This is a genomic window from Marinomonas sp. ef1 (assembly GCF_002806845.1).
GTDB classification, from domain to species: Bacteria; Pseudomonadota; Gammaproteobacteria; order Pseudomonadales; family Marinomonadaceae; genus Marinomonas; species Marinomonas polaris.
In genome coordinates this window covers 40,377-56,572 of record NZ_NHTT01000004.1, presented here as the reverse complement: position 1 = coordinate 56,572, position 16,196 = coordinate 40,377, and the positions used below count along the sequence as shown (strand labels likewise).

16 protein-coding genes are annotated in these 16,196 nt (G+C 41.6%); 7 read left to right on the top strand and 9 right to left on the bottom strand.

From position 1 onward, the window contains the following. Window positions 1-9: 9 nt before the first annotated feature. Together CCS02_RS06845 and CCS02_RS06840 are read right to left on the bottom strand one after the other, a co-directional pair. Entirely contained in the window at window positions 10-945 is a 936-nt protein-coding gene (locus CCS02_RS06845) for a 4-hydroxyproline epimerase (RefSeq protein ID WP_100636194.1), read from the bottom strand. Next, window positions 936-1,910 (bottom strand): dihydrodipicolinate synthase family protein, encoded by a 975-nt coding sequence (locus CCS02_RS06840; RefSeq protein WP_100636193.1) that lies wholly within the window; start codon window positions 1,908-1,910, stop codon window positions 936-938. The genes CCS02_RS06845 and CCS02_RS06840 overlap by 10 nt, the downstream gene beginning before the upstream one ends. A gap of 215 nt (window positions 1,911-2,125) precedes the next feature. On the opposite strand from CCS02_RS06840, the gene CCS02_RS06835 reads away from it, so the two are divergent. Continuing rightward, window positions 2,126-2,479 carry a hypothetical protein gene (locus CCS02_RS06835; RefSeq protein WP_100636192.1) on the top strand — a complete coding sequence of 118 codons (354 nt, stop codon included), beginning with the start codon at window positions 2,126-2,128 and terminating at the stop codon, window positions 2,477-2,479. Between the two features lie 56 nt (window positions 2,480-2,535). Here CCS02_RS06835 and CCS02_RS22145 read toward each other — a convergent pair whose 3' ends face one another. The 4 genes from CCS02_RS22145 to lpdA all read right to left on the bottom strand — a co-directional run bounded on the left by CCS02_RS22145 (window position 2,536) and on the right by lpdA (window position 4,664). After that, on the bottom strand, window positions 2,536-2,676 hold the full coding sequence (locus tag CCS02_RS22145) for a hypothetical protein (protein WP_157807977.1): 141 nt from the start codon (window positions 2,674-2,676) through the stop codon (window positions 2,536-2,538). A gap of 53 nt (window positions 2,677-2,729) precedes the next feature. Next, window positions 2,730-2,990 (bottom strand): DUF2442 domain-containing protein, encoded by a 261-nt coding sequence (locus tag CCS02_RS06830; RefSeq protein WP_100186240.1) that lies wholly within the window; start codon window positions 2,988-2,990, stop codon window positions 2,730-2,732. Further along, complete coding sequence (locus CCS02_RS06825; RefSeq protein ID WP_100636191.1) at window positions 2,953-3,180, bottom strand: DUF4160 domain-containing protein; 228 nt, start codon at window positions 3,178-3,180, stop codon at window positions 2,953-2,955. The genes CCS02_RS06830 and CCS02_RS06825 overlap by 38 nt, the downstream gene beginning before the upstream one ends. 77 nt (window positions 3,181-3,257) lie before the next feature. After that, window positions 3,258-4,664: a dihydrolipoyl dehydrogenase gene (gene lpdA / locus CCS02_RS06820; RefSeq protein WP_100636190.1), complete on the bottom strand. Its 1,407-nt coding sequence runs from the start codon at window positions 4,662-4,664 to the stop codon at window positions 3,258-3,260. Between the two features lie 141 nt (window positions 4,665-4,805). Between lpdA and CCS02_RS06815 the strand changes: the two genes are divergently transcribed. The 5 genes from CCS02_RS06815 to CCS02_RS06795 all read left to right on the top strand — a co-directional run bounded on the left by CCS02_RS06815 (window position 4,806) and on the right by CCS02_RS06795 (window position 9,531). Then, a complete protein-coding gene (locus CCS02_RS06815) occupies window positions 4,806-5,369 on the top strand; it encodes a TetR/AcrR family transcriptional regulator (RefSeq protein WP_100186243.1) in 564 nt (187 codons plus the stop codon). Between the two features lie 95 nt (window positions 5,370-5,464). After that, on the top strand, window positions 5,465-6,403 hold the full coding sequence (gene lpxM, locus CCS02_RS06810) for a lauroyl-Kdo(2)-lipid IV(A) myristoyltransferase (protein WP_100186244.1): 939 nt from the start codon (window positions 5,465-5,467) through the stop codon (window positions 6,401-6,403). A 124-nt stretch (window positions 6,404-6,527) separates the two neighbouring features. Then, complete coding sequence (hemF, locus tag CCS02_RS06805; RefSeq protein WP_100636189.1) at window positions 6,528-7,472, top strand: oxygen-dependent coproporphyrinogen oxidase; 945 nt, start codon at window positions 6,528-6,530, stop codon at window positions 7,470-7,472. A gap of 26 nt (window positions 7,473-7,498) precedes the next feature. Then, a complete protein-coding gene (aroE, locus tag CCS02_RS06800) occupies window positions 7,499-8,311 on the top strand; it encodes a shikimate dehydrogenase (RefSeq protein WP_100186246.1) in 813 nt (270 codons plus the stop codon). 65 nt (window positions 8,312-8,376) lie between these two features. Then, window positions 8,377-9,531: a GNAT family N-acetyltransferase gene (locus CCS02_RS06795; protein WP_100636188.1), complete on the top strand. Its 1,155-nt coding sequence runs from the start codon at window positions 8,377-8,379 to the stop codon at window positions 9,529-9,531. Between the two features lie 59 nt (window positions 9,532-9,590). Here CCS02_RS06795 and CCS02_RS06790 read toward each other — a convergent pair whose 3' ends face one another. From CCS02_RS06790 to CCS02_RS06780, 3 genes are all read right to left on the bottom strand, one after another. Next, window positions 9,591-11,390: a DUF2357 domain-containing protein gene (locus CCS02_RS06790; RefSeq protein ID WP_100636187.1), complete on the bottom strand. Its 1,800-nt coding sequence runs from the start codon at window positions 11,388-11,390 to the stop codon at window positions 9,591-9,593. Window positions 11,391-11,398: 8 nt separating this feature from the next. Beyond that, a complete protein-coding gene (locus tag CCS02_RS06785) occupies window positions 11,399-13,906 on the bottom strand; it encodes a hypothetical protein (protein WP_100636186.1) in 2,508 nt (835 codons plus the stop codon). A 470-nt stretch (window positions 13,907-14,376) separates the two neighbouring features. Beyond that, window positions 14,377-15,336 carry a helix-turn-helix transcriptional regulator gene (locus tag CCS02_RS06780; RefSeq protein WP_100636185.1) on the bottom strand — a complete coding sequence of 320 codons (960 nt, stop codon included), beginning with the start codon at window positions 15,334-15,336 and terminating at the stop codon, window positions 14,377-14,379. Between the two features lie 180 nt (window positions 15,337-15,516). On the opposite strand from CCS02_RS06780, the gene CCS02_RS06775 reads away from it, so the two are divergent. Next, window positions 15,517-16,158 carry a glutathione S-transferase family protein gene (locus CCS02_RS06775; protein ID WP_100636184.1) on the top strand — a complete coding sequence of 214 codons (642 nt, stop codon included), beginning with the start codon at window positions 15,517-15,519 and terminating at the stop codon, window positions 16,156-16,158. Window positions 16,159-16,196 lie beyond the last annotated feature (38 nt).

Genomic DNA, 16,196 nt, shown 5'->3' with positions numbered 1-16,196 from the left:
TATCCATCGCTAAGACAGTTTAATACCATTTTTTAACGGGTCGCTGGGGTTCATCATCAAGGTTGCTTCTTTGGTGACAAACGCCTGTCCGGTAATGTTAGGAATAATCGTATCGCTTGTTGAAGGCTGATAGCTCAAACGATAACTACTACCAATGGTGCTTTCTTGAATGATTTCTTCGCCTGGAGCAAGGCGATTATCCTCTGCTAGGCAAGCCAAGCGTGCTGAACTGCCTGTGCCGCAAGGTGATCGATCATAGGCGTTGTCAGGGCACAGAACGAAGTTACGGCTGTGGCCATTTTCACTAAGTGCTGGCCCATAAAGAACAACGTGATCAATGATGCCACCATCTGTACCTGTTAATTGCTTTGCTTCAATGGCTTCGCGAATTTTGATCGAGACTTCCGTCAGGTTACGAATATTACTTGGAACAACAGGCACAGGGCTTTGATCGACAATAAAGAACCAGTTTCCACCATAGGCAATATCACCAGAGACTGTACCTATCCCTTCGATTTCTAAGTTCACATCTTTGTGTAAACGACGGCTGGCCACGTTTTTCACCGTCACTGTGTTTGCATCTGAAAGTGTCACTTCAACCACGCCGACTGGCGTTTCGATTTTGTGCGTGCCGATGCCTATTTTGCCCATGTGAGCCAACGTTGCGGCAACACCAATGGTGCCGTGACCACACATGCCGATGACCGCAGCGGCGTCGAAATAAATCACGCCTGCTACGCACCCAGGATCAACCGGATTGACCAGCATCACGCCGACCATGGCTTCTTGCCCATAGGGTTCTGATACTACAGAGCGATAAAAATCCTTATGTTCCGTAGCCAAAATTTTGGCGCGTTCGGCCAAAGAACCAGAGCCTAAATCTGGCCCACCAGACACAATAACGCGGGTTGGTTCACCTTCCGTATGACTGTCTATTACTTGCATGTATCTATTACTCCACCTTGTTTTGCCCAATCCGCAAACCAGTCTTTGAAGAGCGCATACTGATCTTCACAGTAACGACGCTGTGCGGCATCAAGCTCATCCGTTTCGTTGAAGTGTAATCGATACTCTTCTTCACCGTTTAAAACAAGCAAATATTTGAAGAACAAGACTAACTCAGGGCCTTCGTCGAAACTGGCTAAAACAGAAAAGGCTTCTTCTAATTCTTGGGCACGAATACGCGCTTCAGCGTTGCCTTTCGCAGCAAGCTTACATAAATTCGCTAGCAACAAAACTTCCTTCGGTAACGCCGTACCAATACCAGTAATTGCACCAACTGCGCCGCATTTTACGAAGCCATGATAGACCGCTGTATCGACACCAATCATCAATAAAACATCATCGTCCTGAGAAGTAATATTTTCCGCGGCATAGCGCAATGCTTCTTTACTGCCAAACTCTTTAAAGCCAACCAGATTTTTATGTTCAGCTCGTAGCGCGAAAAACAAATCCGCACGGGTTTCAAAACCATACACAGGGCTGTTGTAGATAATCGCTGGAATCGATGGTGCCGCGGCTAAAATCGCCTTGAAATGGTGCTTCTGTGCGGCAATGACCGAACCACGAGACAATACTCGAGGAATCACCATCAAACCCGCCGCTCCGACTTTTTCGGCGTGTGCTGCCAATGCCACAGCGGATTTCGTATTAATCGCCCCAGTACCGACGACCACAGGAATACCTGCATTCACTAAGCGCTCCACGCCTTCCATCCGCTCGGCATCGGTCAACAAAGGCCAATCGCCCATGGAACCGCAATACACCACGGCAGACATCCCTGCCGCGATCATTTCCTTACCCTTCTTCACTAAGTTATCGAAGTCTGGTGTACGGTCCGACTTACAAGGCGTCATCAACGCCGGCATGATGCCATTGAAAACACTTACATCAAAAACGTCATTGCTCATAATTCGATACCTTTCTAAGAAATTGAAGGAATTTAATATCCATTGTCAATAATGGATTTTGTATCCAAAATATACCTAGTGCAAAAAGTAGTCAACAAATTATCTTTAAAGTAGGGCTCTCTAAATAGAGTTATTGAAGATGTACTTGCTGATTTTTGGCGAAATGTGTTCTAAATGTCTTTTCAAAACGTTTAGTTAAGTAGGAAGAGGTTTGTTTGTCTTATTTCGATCAGTTTATGCAGCAGTGGAAAGTATATTTAAAACAACAGTTTTCCCATTGTGGGCTGAGCTATGTCGCCACAGATGCTGGTGATAGTATGGATATCAAAGCCAATTCATTGGCCTATTTCAGTTGGCTAAGGACGACTTTTAGAGCGGATCATGGTTTCGATGAGTCAAGAGACACGCTCGCTTGGACAATGCTTGAAAAGCAATTAAGGTCGCTTGCGAATAAAGCAGAAAACGGCACATTTGATCTGGTTTCTAAGCTTCATCTCGAAGAAAGCCAGATCCAGATTGTTCTCAATTTTAGTTATGATGACGATCAACATATCTTCTATGTGAGCTGACTTTAGGTTTCTTTAAGATCACTCTTTATCATAAGAAAATGTTTTATTCATTTGCTCTATACGGAACCTAATCGCTTCGATTTGGGTAGGCGGCTCAATAGGTGACGTTTCTCTTCGTAGGCTTCGGCAAGTACCGCCAAGATTTTCATTTGATTACTTTCTGGTGTGTTGGTTTTGGCACCACGTAGATTACGCATACGCAAAACGGCTGCGTCTAGTTCGTCATCATATCCATACCATCATCCCTATCTTAGTGCTTTGCTTTCAGGGGATACTTCTCTGGGTGCTTAATGCCGTCAAGAGATAAGTCCACATCTAAATCAGGCCAGCAGAAGCCACTCTCCCCTTGCTTTTCAACATTAAAAACGGCCTTGACGGGCGCGTTTTTAAACCATGGGAATTCTTTGTAACTCAAGAAATATTCTTCTCCTTGAGTTAATAGCCAAAGTCCATTAGGTGTTAATCCTAAAACCTCAACCGAAGTGTCTTTGCCAAGCGGCGATGATTTCATCTTTGTGCTCCTCAACGCTCTTTTCTAATTTAGAAAGCTCTTTTACTGAAAGATTGTAGCTCTTTGCAAGAGCAATTTCAGGAGCTATCCAGAATTTTGCTTCGCCATCATGTCCAACGATATGGACATGTATTCTTTCTTCTTCATTGGAAAATTTAAAACCATTTTCTCTATATACCGCTGGACTCATATATTCCTCACATCCTTATGATTCACGTTTTATTATAGCTGCTTTATTGAGCAGCTATCTATGTCTTGAATAAGAGTTTAACGCACAATGTTCGCTTTCTTGTTCGGCAAGTCGGTAATCGTCCCAGCACCGAGTTCTGCAGCTAAACCAACGGTTTCGTGTAGGCTTGGGTGAGCGTGGATGGTTAGCGCTATGTCTTCCAGTGTCGCGCCGAATTCAATGGCGAGTGTCAGTTCACCGAGTAATTCTCCCGCGTGGGAACCCACAACGCCAGCGCCTAAGACGCGTTCTGTTGCTTCGTCATAAATGAGTTTGGTTTTACCCTGAGTCACGCCAGAGGCAATGGCGCGGCCGCTTGCCGTCCATGGGAAAACGGCGGTTTTTATGGCGATGTTTTGTTTTTTTGCTTCTGTTTCGGTTAAACCAACCCAGGCCACTTCTGGAAAGGTATAAGCGATGGACGGAATGGCGAATGGTTGGAAACCAACCTTGTGACCCGCAATGACTTCAGCGGCGGTATGGCCTTGATGTGATGCCTTGTGCGCCAACATTGGGCCGTGAGTGACGTCGCCAATCGCATAAATGTTGGGTACAGATGTTTGGCACTTTTCATTTGTCAGTACAAAACCACGTTCGTCTAATTTGACGCCGATGTCGGAAATACCCGCGGTTTTGCCATTAGGCGAGCGACCAACGGCGACCAGGACGGCATCCACTGAAAGGCTTCGCTCGCCATCTTTGTCTTGCATGGTGACGTTCAAGGCTTCTGGTGTGGCTTCTATATTGATGACTTGGGTCTTGGTCAAAAAGCTCATGCGGTCTTTGTTGACTTGCTCGAAGACACGCACGAGGTCTTTGTCTGCGCCGGTCATGATTTGCTCGCCAAGTTCCGCGACGGTAATTTTCGCGCCAAGTGCTTGGTAAACCGTGGCCATTTCCACGCCGATAATGCCGCCGCCAAGGACGAGTAAATGTTCTGGAATGCGTTCGAGCTGCAGTGCGCTGGTGGCGTCTAAAATCCGTGGATCGTCATAAGGCACAAACGGCAATTTAATGGCGCGGGAACCAACGGCGATGATAGCGTTTTTAAAATCGACTTGTTGTGACTGTCCATCTTTGGTGACTGTGATTGAGCTGGTCGAATCGAACTTGCCTTCCCCATGAATAACGGTGACTTTCCTGCCCTTGGCCATCATCGTTAGGCCGCCAGTTAATGTGTCTACGGTGGATTGTCTGTGGTGGCGGATGTCGTCTAGATTGATGGTTGGTTTGGCAAATTGCACGCCATGAGCCGGTTCTTCGGCCATAAGGATTTTGCCCGCCACATGTAACAAGGCTTTGGACGGAATACAGCCAACGTTCAGACAAACGCCGCCCAAGGTGTCATGGCGTTCTATCATGGCCACGTTCAATCCTAAATCCGCTGCTCGAAATGCGGCAGCATAGCCACCAGGCCCACTACCCAAAACCACTAGATCGTACATCACATTATTCTCCTCAGATCGTTCAATGAAGCGAAAAGGTATTCTACCTATCACTAGATAGATGCAATATAACTTGAGTATTTAGACTTGGTCAATAAAATACCTATCACTAGATAGATAACATGACGATGAGACACATTCATGACCGTTGAGAAAAACGATACCAAAACCAAAATTCTGGATGCTGCCGAGCGTTTTATTATTCAAGGCGGTTACAGTTCGTTTAGTTTTCGAGACATTGCTGAAGCAGTAGGAATAAAGAGTGCGAGTGTTCACTATCACTACCCGACCAAAGGTGACTTGGTATCGGCTGTAATGGTGCGTTATACCAGTGACTTTTCCGAGCTATTGCCTAACCCTAAAGACGAAAAGTTTTCCCCTAAAATTTTGTTAAATGGTTTTATCAAGGGCTTCAAAGCTAAGATAGTGGATCAGCGTGATATGAGCTTATGCACTATGCTGACATCGAATAAAGCTATTTTGCCCGAAGCTGTTTGTATCGAATTAGCAGCGTTTTATCAGCTTATTTTAGACTGGCTTTCGCAGGTATTTGTGCGTTTAGATCAGATTAATGAAGATTTGGGATTGATACAAGCCAGTCAGCTATTAGCTTGTTTACATGGTGCTTCCATTTTAGTGCAAGGCACGGATCAGCCTGATTTTTTTGATCGAGCTTTATCAGATTGGAAGGCTCGCTGCCAGTAAAACGTGTACATTCAATAATTAAAAGCAGGGCATATAACAATATACAGTGTTTGAGGTATCATGTTGTTTTCACAATTTATGCGAATACTCTCTGAATGAGCAACGGCGACAAGCATACATATAACCCTACTTTTGAGTGGCGGTTTCTTCACCCACGCTTTTGGCTGACATGGTTTAGTGTCTTGGTCTCGTTGCTTATTGCTTTTTTCCCCTTGCGCTGGCGCGATAAGCTAGCGAGTTGGATTGCTGGTCGATTGCTTAATACAAAGAGTCGCGCATTAAAAAGAGCAAGGGTGAACTTAGAGCATTGTTTTCCTGACAAAACTCTAGAAGAGCGAGAAACTCTGCTTAAAAGAAGCTTTCAAACCGCCGCCCAATATTTTATTGCCTATGGTGAGTTAATTGTGCGTAGCAAGCGTCATTGTGAAAATCGCTGTGTCATTTTTGGAGAAGAGCATTTATTTCCTCTGCTAAGAAGTGACCAGAATGTGATTGCTCTGGTGCCGCACTGCTGGGCGATTGATTATGCTGGGGTGATGTTGACTGCGAAAGGTCATAAAACCGTTGCTATGATACGTACTCAGAAAAACCCTATTTTTAATTGGTTGATCCATCTTCAGCGGGTTCGGTATGGTGCGCGCGTGTATTGCCGAAGTGCAGGTATTAAGCCTTTTATGAAATCAGTTAAAGAAGGCTATCTTGGGTATTACTTACCAGATGAAGATTTGGGTGCCCAGCATTCCGTTTTTACGCCTTTTTTTGCGTCTAACAAGGCGACAATGAAGGGCTTGGGTCGATTGGCCAGCCTTACTGATGCGAAAGTTGTTCCCATGTTGCCAGCATATAATGCAGAATTAGGTAAATACGAACTTTTCATCTCACCTCCCTTGGAAAATTTCCCTAGTGGAAGTGAAGAGACCGATGCACTCATTATGAACCAAGCTCTTGAGGCGATGATATCTAAGCATCCTGAGCAATATATGTGGGTACTAAATCTTTTACGAACGCGTCCTGATGGTTCAGATCTTTATTAATGGCTCTCTTCTATTAACAAGTTCCTTCGCGACAAATGTTCTTTCAGTGTTATAAACTACGGCCTAAATGATTAGGCCGTTTTTATTTGTTCTGTTTTAAAGCCACGACAAGATGGAGTATTTCATGTCAGCAAGCTCACCAGCTACGGTTACCAACCTCGATGTTCAAGCCGTTAAAGACTATCTCCTGTCCCTTCAAGACCATATTTGCTCTACATTAGAAACCGTTGAACCGACAGCTCGTTTCAAAGAAGACGCTTGGGATAGACCTAATGGCGGAGGCGGACGTACTCGTGTTATCGCAGGTGGTGAGGTTATTGAAAAAGGCGGTGTGAACTTCTCTCATGTCATGGGTGATAACCTACCTCCCTCTGCGACGGTAGATCGTCCTGAGTTGGCTGGTGGTCGATTCGAAGCCATGGGCGTGTCTTTGGTGATTCATCCGAACAACCCTATGGCACCCACTTCCCATGCCAACGTGCGTTTATTTATCGTCTATAAAGATGGTATGGCACCAGTATGGTGGTTTGGTGGTGGTTTTGATCTGACACCTTATTATGGTTTCGATGAAGATTGTATCCATTGGCATCAAGCTTCTTATGATGCTGTCGAGCCATTTGGTGAAGGCTATTATTCGCGCTTTAAAAAGTGGTGTGACGAATATTTCTACTTGAAACACCGTGGCGAACCGAGAGGTATCGGCGGTTTATTCTTCGATGATTTTAACGAAGGCAGCTTTGAGCATTGTTTCGGCATGATGCAATCGGTAGGCAATACATTTACTAAAGCCTATTTGCCGATTCTAGAGCGTCGTAAAGATTTGCCATTCACTGAGCAGCAACGCGACTTCCAATTACATCGTCGTGGACGCTATGTAGAGTTTAATTTGGTGTTTGACCGTGGTACGCATTTTGGCTTACAAAGTGGCTTGGGTCGTACCGAGTCTATTTTGATGTCATTGCCGCCAGAAGTGCGTTGGACATATGAATATCAGGTCGAAGTGGGTAGCGAAGAAGCGAAATTAACCGAGTATTACCTAACGTCGAAAGATTGGCTTATTGCTCGCTAATTGAAGAACAACGAAGAGGATAAATTTTGGATCAATACGCTGTTGTTGGAAATCCGATTGCTCACAGTAAATCACCTAGTATTCATGCGCACTTTGCTACGCTGACAAATCAAGACTTGGTGTATTCGACCTTACTTGGTGACGAGGTTGAATTTGAAAACCAAGTCAGAGACTTTTTTGAAAAAGACGGAAAAGGTCTGAATATTACGGTGCCGTTTAAAGAACGCGCATACGCTATGTGCGATATTTTAAGCCAACGGGCAAAACAAGCCGGTGCGGTGAATACTTTGCTAATGGGTAAAAATGGCGACCTGTTCGGCGACAATACAGACGGAATCGGTATGGTTCGCGACATTATTCATAATCATGGTCAGAGTTTAACGGATAAACGCATTCTTTTACTGGGCGCTGGTGGCGCAGTTCGTGGTGTACTTGAACCTGTTTTAGCTGAGAACCCAGAATCTGTCACCATTGCGAATCGTACAGTCGAGAAAGCACAATTATTGGCTGATCAATTTGATTGTTTAGCTTCGACTTTCGAAGCATTAGAAGGCCCTTTTGATATCATTATCAATGGTACTTCGGCGAGCTTGTCTGGCAGTTTACCACCATTAAAAGATGAGTTAATAAACGCTGATACATGGTGCTACGACATGATGTACGGCAAAGAGCGTACGGTGTTTTTACAGTGGGCCCATGAGCGTGGTGCTGATGGTGCCGATGGTCTTGGTATGTTGGTTGGCCAAGCTGCAGAAGCTTTTTATCTGTGGCGGCAAATTCGACCTGAAACCGCCAGTTTGGTTGATGCTATGCGCGAACAAATGGAAGCCGCTTACTAATCAGTGAAATGTTAATCAGTGAAATTAAGTGAATCAGCGAAATAAGCGTCATAAAGGAAAGTAGTATGAAAGCGCAATGGTTCAACTCGGTCGATCAAATAGGTGAAGCCAAATGGCAAGAGGCTATTGGAGAAACACGTTATCCTTTTGCGCAATTTGCTTTTCATCAGGCGTTAGAGCAAAGCAAAAGTATTGGTGACGGAACGGGCTGGTATCCAGAATACTTGCTAGTGATGGACGATGATGACAGTCCTCTGGCCATCGCCCCAACCTATTTGAAAACCCATTCTCAAGGCGAATTTGTCTTCGATTGGTCTTGGGCAGATGCCTACCAACGCTATGGCATGAGTTACTTTCCTAAGCGTATTTGGGCGATTCCTTTTTCTCCTGTGACAGGCTTACGGATCTTCTCTCACCTTGATCCAAAAGGCGATGATGTGCAGTTTTCTCATCTGTACCCAGCGCTTGCAGAATTAATGACTCAAGCCAACCAAGAACGAGAGTTTTCAAGCTGGCATCTGTTATTTACCAAGCCTGAACACGCGGCGTTATTCGCACCAAATAAAGACCTATTGCACCGAATTTCCTGTCAGTTCCATTGGTTTAATCGTGACTACAAAGACATGGAAGATTACTTATCTCACTTCTCTAGCCGCAAACGCAAAACAGCACGTAAGGAACGAGACAAGGTCGCGAAGGAAGGTATCAAGCTGACTCGTACTATAGGCAGCGATTTAACCTCGGCAGAAATCGATTTCTTTTATCTGTGTTATCAATCCACTTACGCCAAACGTGGGCAGCAAGGCTATCTAACCCGAGAGTTTTTCGGTCAATTAGCCGAAAACATAGGCGATCAAATTCTTTTGGTACAAGCCTTTCGAGATGAAGAAGCCATTGCTGCGTCTTGGTGTTTCTTCGACAATTATTCTTTGTATGGCCGTTATTGGGGTTGTATGGAAGAAGTAGATTGCCTGCATTTTGAGGCTTGTTACTACCAAGGCATTGAATTTTGCCTTGAAAAAGGGTTACAGCATTTTGACCCTGGCACCCAAGGGGAACACAAAATCGCCCGCGGCTTTGAGCCTGTGTTCAGTCACAGCATCCACTACATCGCCCATGAAGGTTTCCGTGACGCTATTGGTAACTTCTGCGAAGAAGAAGCCCAAGCCGTGCGTGAGTACCATCAAGATACCCACGCGCTGTTGCCGTTTAAGCTATAAAAAGCGCAATGTTAAGATATGACCTTTTTCATTTACTGGTTGCCACATTAATTAATCCTTCAACCAGAAATTTTTTCTATAACTAAATCTAAAGTTTTATATATTGTAGATGTATAATTACTTCCACTAATGTCCAATCCTTGAGCACCTAGAATAGGTCTCTGAGGGTTGTGTCCATAAAGTCCATAACTGCTAGCGTGAAAATCTAACCAAGGACTTTCAGCATCCGGGTAAAGTATTATCAATGCTTTGACAAGATCTGGAGTGTTTTTAGATGATAAACCATGCACATATTTCATTGTGCAAGTTGGTAAGTCTCGCTCAAAAGCGAACTCTCTATTTGTATATTTAGCATCAAGTACAATTAACCCTATGATTTTAGGTGTATTAGTAGAAACATCGAATAATTCCATTACTATATCAGGTGACCTCTTAGAGTTCTTTCCAGTTCTAACTTTTGTCGGATTATACTGATTTTGATATGAATCATATGTAGTTAAAACTTCCGTTCTTACAATCTCATTTTCATTGGCTTTAGTATGGTGCGTTATCCAGTATATAGGCTCATACTTAATATTAAATTTAATATTATGAAAATTTCCAGATAGAAAACTTTCTTCTTTTTTATTGATTTTCAATCGTTCTTTTGCCCACCCAGAAACTAAGAGAACACTATAAATTTCGAATAGCTTAGGAACGCTATTAATAGCCATTAATATTTTTTCAAGGGTCCAATCTATAGAAGCGTGTGCGTGCCACTTATAAATTTCTTTATATATAGACGAGTATAATTTCGAAGACCTGACTTTAGGTGTAAATTTAGGAAGAGTGAATATAGATTCTTTAACCGGAATTCTTTTTTGTAAAATAGCTAATAGTTTTTTAATTCTTTCCTGAAGGTTATTAACTTTTCTTATGTTCGAGTTACTCTCTGTTCTAAGCCATTCACCCATCACATTAAAAAAGCTTTCATATCCATCTACTTTATTAAGTGACACGGGGGGGGTGTGATAAGAAAGCTCTCCTTTCAAATTGTGAGTGTATATTAATAAGCTTTCTATAAAGCCATGAATTACTCTATTTTCATAAATATCGGTGTTTTCTCGAACTACTGCTGTTTGCATTTCATGTGCAGTATAGCCTTGTCCATTATAGTTAATTAAGTAGTTATCAGGTTCATCTGCTGGTGTTAAAACTGATAAATTCTCTGCTAACCATGCAATACCTTGATCCTGAATTTCAATATCACGTCTTAAAGGAATAACTTCAAGTTGGCTTGCCAGAGATGAAAGTGGAGAGCGTACTAGTAAAGGCATTGAATATTCGAAAAGATCTATGACTTTCTCTAAATGTTCAATTAGCCTTTGAGGTGGTAGGCTTTCATCATCAGTAATGTTAACACCTCTCCTTGTAGCTCCTTGAGCTCTTAACAAGTCTATATTTCCAGATTCTAATATATATCTGACCATATTCTTAACTTGTTCACTAGTTACTTTTCGGGCCAGAACTTCTACCTCTCCTGCAAGAAGAATCTGAGTACCATTTTCACTAATAACCTCTACATAAAGTATTGCAATTCCAAAGTAGTTATAAAATAAGGCATCATAGCCAAAATAACCTGTTTTTTTCTTCTTTGGTTTAGCAAAAAAATAAAGACCTTTTTCATCTATTTGTTCAAGTTCAATTTTTGCATCTTCAATAACTATGGTCACTTCTGACTGTGGGCTATCAAGCTCAACATAGATTTCAACTGCATCAGTTTCAGTAAGATATGGTCTATGAATTGTTTTCGCCTGAGGGCTTAGAACAATTTCCTTACCTCTATTCATTCCTGAGATTATTTCTAGCGTTAGCTTCATGCGAACTCCTAGAAGAAACTATAGTTGTCAATGTTTTCTTGACCTATACTAATTATATCTTCCAGTAAAAATTTACTTCTCTCATATCCATTATTATCACAAGAAATTCTTATTGAATCTAGGCGGCTAGAAAAACTTTTACCGGAACCATCGATAAGAGGAAGTAAGTATTGAGATATGGCAAAATCAGCAGCCTGTGTTTCATTCATAAATCTAGTTGCAACTTTATAGTAGTTTTTAATGGCATTCTTTTTACGGCTACTAACTATTATCGATCTACCTAAACTTCTATCTTGTAATTCCATTAAATCAATAATATTCCTTAGTTTAATACTGATTTCAGAATCATCTTGATCTAATGGGATACCAAAGCATTTTTCAAGGATATCATAAGGTATAGCGCCATCTAATGAGATGCTACTATAAATATCTGTTGAGTCTGGATTTTGATAATCCATTGAAATTACTGGAACGCGATCACACATCCGTGGAGACAGTAGTTCAGTTGTACCATCAGAGTTAATAGTAGCTATTAGGCGAATATTATTTGGTACATTCAGATATCTCTCGCCATCTTTTACTGACCCAGTGTCTATTGGGCGAGATCTCCCCTCGGGATCGAACATACCAATTAAATCAGACATATAATGTTCTATAGGAGATAGGTTTGCTTCATCTAAAAGTATTATACGAAGCATTTTTTTATCGCTGTCTAACTTTACTTGACCATTTTTTAAGAACTGATAAATTCCAGTTCTTGATGGTTGATATGTATTGTTTAAGGCATTGTAAAAACCAATGAAATCTCTACCAGACACCCAACCACGACTGACAGGAACATTCAGAAAATCATCACTAAAACCTCTTCTCTCTGTAATGCCATGGGCTTGAGCTAATCGAATAACAGATGATGTTTTTCCAGATCCTGGGCGACCTTTAAGTACAGTCATAAATGATTGTTGGGTGGTAATTAATAAGTTCGCCATTTCAATAAAGCTGTACGTTCTCCCCCCCTCCTCAAATTTGTTACTTATATCATTTATAATTATTTCTGCAGATGGCTTTTGTTCAGTATACACCGATGACGGCACATATTGGCTATCTCCGGTAACAGACCTCATTGATCTTCCTTGTAAAAGCTCTAATTTTACAAATAATTCGGTCATATCTTTATCTAAATTTGGACTCATTAATGTTGCTCTCTGAGTCTTAATATCTTCTTTGATACTATCAACAGTCCTTTTTAAAAATTGATGGTCAGCCTCTAAAGTTTCTATTGATTTAGCTTCTTTAACTTTATCAACAATGTCTGTTAGCTCTTGAGTTATAAGACGTTTTTTCTCCTCTAAGCTTTGGACCTCAATACTTAAACTTTGTAGTACTTCTTGTTCACTTTTTTTGACTTCTTGTTTTATCTCATCTTGAAGTTTAATTAATTCTAGTTTTGAGTTTTGCTTTTCTTTTACTAAATGATTTTTTTCTTTAGAAATTTCTAATTCTAATTGTTGTTTTGTTGCTCTTAAAACATTTATCTCTTGTTCAGTTTCATCGACTTCAGTTGAGTGTTTAGATATTAAATCTGGATTTTCTTTAAAGTATGATTCTAGAAATTCTTGACCATTTTTACTATTAAGCCAGTCATCTATAATTGTTTTACTTTGATCCGAGGTGGTTACATAATCTCCTAATACGTCATTAAGGCGAACTAGGCGAGGATCTCTTGATAGTTGAACATTCTTTTTCGATTGTTCTGCTATAGCTGCTTTTAGCGTCTCTGCATTCTTTTTGGATAATGGGCTCTTCCCTTTCCCAAAGCCATTCTTTGAAAAGTAACTAACTAATTGGGCATTATTGATAAAGTCTTCTTGATGAATTTCGCTAATGTGTTTTTTTATTTCTTTCAAATTGGTTAAGTAGGAGTGAAACATACCCACACCATCAGCATTTGGTGTTACTATTAGGTTATTTTCTTTTAAGGACTGTGTTGGAATCTTTGCAACAAAATTTTGCTGCAAGCTTAGAGCTAATTGAGTGTGTGGTTCTGCTTTAATTTGACCATCATTTTCAATCACATGGTGAAACGGGCCATAGATAAAATCACTATTTTTTATGAAGAACTGACTCTTTGGTAGCTCATTATTATAGTTTAAAATACCTGTTGCTTTATCCGGTAGTTCAGAATCAATAACTGGAACCATTCTACTTTCTTCTACTGAACTTATTACTTTACTTGTAGACCAGTAGTCAGCTCTCTCTTCAATTTTAGTATTTTGATAATTGTCACTAAACTTATCAGACTCGGAAAATTTTTCTAATAATAGAAGGTCTCCTGATTGATACTGTTTGGCTATGTCAGAATATCCACTAGATATCCAGACTATAGGATTATCTGTAGTAGCACTATCAATCTCATGGAATTTCTCATCTTGATCTATTGCAAATAAAATACGAACAAGGCCTGTATCGTTGCCTTTTTCTTGATACGGTGTAACAACTAGTTGCCAATCAGTATTCACTTCAAATCCTTTTATTTATGGTTAGTCTGATGATAGTAATTTTGTCAGCAGGATAGATCAATATAACTTTTGAGTAATTGATTATTTTCACTAATAAAATAGGTATAAAAATAAGAGTCGGTAATCCTATTGAGATTAGGGAGGATCTAACTAAATAATAGGTCTGGTCGAGATTTAGGTTCATTTGAAGTCAGATGAAAATTACTTCTTCTGTCTTGGTTTTCTCCTTATTTCATAGGCGAAACAAGCTTATCTGTTAGCTTTTTAATCCTTTCGTTAAAGTAATCGTTTTTCAGCATCGTATTTGACTCGATTGTTATGTGCAATCGATCTAATTTCTTATCTGGTATGAATTTTCTGCGAAGAAGAAGCCGAAACCGTGCGTGAGTACCATCAAGATACCCACGCGTTGTTGCCGTTTAAGCAAGACACATGATTGCTCTCAATGAGTTAAATTATTGAGTTACATTCTATTGATATAAGGTAGCCAAGGACGATACCAACTTCTCCATTTCTGCGCGCAGTTGTGGTGGACCAATCACTTCCAGCTCTGCCCCAAAGCGTAAGAGTTCAGCACAACCGTGTACTGATTCGCCCACTGGAAATCTGGCTCGGTGCCAACCTGATTCGTCCATTGGTTCTATCTGAGCTTGATTTACCGCATAAGAAGAGCATACGTATTGCATGATCTTCAGCCCCAAAACGGTTAAACGCACCTCAGCGATAATCGGAAATTGAATCGTTTCCATACGACGTAAACTATCCTGCCAAAACGCTGCTAAATTGAAGTCTTTGGGGCGTTCGAATACTTCATCCAATAAGGTTAATGACTCAATACGAGACACTCTATATGTCCGAACGTCCTTCTCTACCTGCGCGAGCAAATACCACTGACCGCCTTTTAAAACGATGCCCAGAGGTTGTAGCTGGCGATTAATTTCGCCTTTCCAGCTTTGATATTGCATGACAACACAGCGTTGTTCTAATACCGCTGTCATTAAGTCTGGCAAGTAAGTGACTTTTTCATCGTCAGAAAACCAATTGGGCGCATCGAGCAAAAATCGACTTTGTAAGCGGTCGATTTCTGGTCGTATGTTTTCTGGTAAGGCGGCCTTTAACTTTAATTGAGCATCGGCAAGGAGGGTGTCTATCCCCATTTTTTGCGCAGGACCAGACAACCCGGCTAAAAACAGTGTTTCTGCTTCTTTGGCGGAAAGCCCATTCAAACGGGTGCGATAACCTTGCAACAACCGATAGCCACCTTGCACTCCTTGTTCGCTGTAGACGGGGACGCCAATGGCGCTAAGTGCTTCGATATCCCGATAAACCGTACGAATAGAGGTTTCACAGGCGTCAGCCAATTCTGCAGCCGTGACCTTCTCGTGGGTTTGCAACATCATCAGCATTTTGAGTATTCGGCTGGCTCGCATGAGATTCTCCTTTCACTGTTCTTTGTCGTCGAGCTAAGTCATCTTGCCAACTAACAGCATTGAGCGAGTGTTATTTCGCCAGTATAAAGTATAAACCTGACACTAGATGTCAGGTTTAGTCACTAATATAGCTCATGTAACCACCAAAAATGATCTAACAACCTATTTGAGGTAACGGATATGAGCGAGATTCAAAGCAACCAAGACACCATCACCCTGTACCATGCTCCACAAACCCGAGGCACTGGCATTTGGGTATTGCTGGAAGAGTTGGGGATTCCCTATGACATGAAAGTGCTGAATTTCAAAGCCGGTGAAAATCAACAACCAGAGTTTCTCGCTATCAATCCTTTGGGGAAATTTCCAACCCTTGTTCATAACGACACTGTGGTTACAGAACAAGTTGCTTGTTACACCTACTTGGCCGATCTGTTTCCTGAAAAAGGACTCGCGCCTGCTTTCAATGATCCAAAACGTGGTGCTTATTTACGTTGGATGGCCTATCAAGGCAGCAGTTTTGAACCCGCTGTAATCGACAAAGCATTTAATCGCCCTGAAGTCGCAGCGTCTCAATCATCCTATGGTAGCTTTGATAAAATGCTGCAAACGCTATTCGATCAAATCGCCAAAGGTCCTTATTTATTGGGAGAGGAGATGTATGCAGTGGATATTCTTTGGGGATTGAGTTTGAAATGGTGCCGCATGTTTGGACTCATTACGACGAATCCAGTGGTCGACGCTTACATTGAACGTGTCACCTCTCGTTCTTCCTTCACAAGGGTGGAGGAAAAAGAGCAAGCTTTGTTGCTTGCTCAGTCATAATCAAATGTCTAAATAAAATAAAGCATGAGTATCATCGG